The 1,638-nt window shown below is 73.9% G+C and carries 1 protein-coding gene; it reads left to right on the top strand.

Translation table 11 applies throughout. The annotated features are described in order from the left end of the window. On the top strand, positions 1–1,537 hold a 1,537-nt coding region (locus H5J30_RS31905; protein ID WP_181791081.1), incomplete at its 5' end, for a DEAD/DEAH box helicase. Positions 1,538–1,638 lie beyond the last annotated feature (101 nt).

Genomic DNA, 1,638 nt, shown 5'->3' with positions numbered 1-1,638 from the left:
CCCGGCCGTACCCGGCGGGCGCGTCGAGGTGGCCGCGAGCGGCTGGCTCGACACGCTGCGCAAGCGCATCGCGGACCCCGAGGAGGAGAGCGAGCCGGCGGCACCGCCCGCGGCCCTCGCCGCGACCCTGCGCGACTACCAGCTGCGCGGACTCGGCTGGCTGCGCCGGATGACCTCGCTCGGCCTCGGCGGCTGCCTCGCGGACGACATGGGCCTGGGCAAGACCATCACGCTGATCTCGCTGCACCTCGACCGGCAGGAGCACGACGAGACCGCGGGCCCGACGCTGGTGGTCTGCCCCGCCTCGCTGCTGGGCAACTGGCAGCGGGAGATCGAGCGCTTCGCACCCGGCACGCCGGTGCGCCGCTTCCACGGCGGCGGCCGGTCGCTGGAGGAGCTGGCGGACGGCGAGTTCGTGCTCACGACGTACGGAACGATGCGGCTGGACGCCGAGCGGCTGGCGGCGGCCGGCTGGTCGCTCGTCGTCGCCGACGAGGCGCAGCACGTCAAGAACCCCTTCTCCGCGACCGCCAGGGCGCTGCGCACCGTGCCGTCCAAGGCGCGCGTCGCGCTGACCGGCACGCCGGTGGAGAACAACCTCTCCGAGCTGTGGGCCATCCTCGACTGGACGACTCCCGGGCTGCTCGGTCCGCTCCGCCGCTTCCGTACGCGCTACGCCGACGCCGCCGAATCCGGCGCGGACGCCGACGCCGCGGAGCGGCTGGCGCGGCTCGTCCGCCCCTTCCTGCTGCGCCGCCGCAAGTCCGACCCGGGCATCGCGCCGGAGCTGCCGCGCAAGACCGAGACGGACCGGGCGGTGGCGCTGACGGCCGAACAGGCCGGGCTCTACGAGGCGGTGGTGCGCGAGACGCTCGCCGCGATCGCCGAGGCGGACGCCATGGCCAGGCGCGGGCTGATCCTGAAACTGATGACCGCGCTGAAGCAGATCTGCAACCACCCCGCCCAGTATCTGAAGGAGGACAGCCCGCGCATCCCCGGCCGCTCGGGGAAGCTCGAACTCCTCGACGAGCTGCTTGAGGTGATCCTCGCCGAGGACGGCAGCGCACTGGTCTTCACCCAGTACGTACAGATGGCCCGGCTGCTCCAGGCGCACCTCGCGGCGCGCGGCGTCCCGGCCCAACTGCTGCACGGCGGCACGCCGGTACCGGCCCGCGAGGAGCTGGTACGGCGCTTCCAGGACGGCGAGGTGCCGGTCTTCCTGCTCTCGCTGAAGGCCGCCGGCACCGGCCTGAACCTCACCCGCGCGGGCCACGTCGTGCACTACGACCGCTGGTGGAACCCCGCCGTCGAGGCGCAGGCCACCGACCGCGCGTACCGCATCGGGCAGACGCAGCCCGTGCAGGTCCACCGGCTGATCGCCGAGGGCACCATCGAGGACCGCATCGCGCAGATGCTCCAGCACAAGCAGGGCCTCGCGGACGCCGTCCTCGGCGGCGGCGAGGCCGCGATCACCGAACTGTCCGACGGGCAACTGGCGGAGCTGGTCCGGCTGGCCGGGCCGCGAGGGGGCGAGTGATGACCGAGCAGGAGGAGATGACCTTCGAGGCGCTGCCGCCGAGCCAGGGCCGCGGGTTCGCGCACACGTGGTGGGGGCGGGCCTGGCAGAAGGCGCTGGAG

This window comes from Streptomyces phytophilus, from assembly GCF_013870535.1.
Lineage (GTDB): Bacteria > Actinomycetota > Actinomycetes > Streptomycetales > Streptomycetaceae > Streptomyces > Streptomyces phytophilus.
Note: the sequence above shows the minus strand (reverse complement) of the source record. Positions and strands in the feature narration are given on the sequence as shown.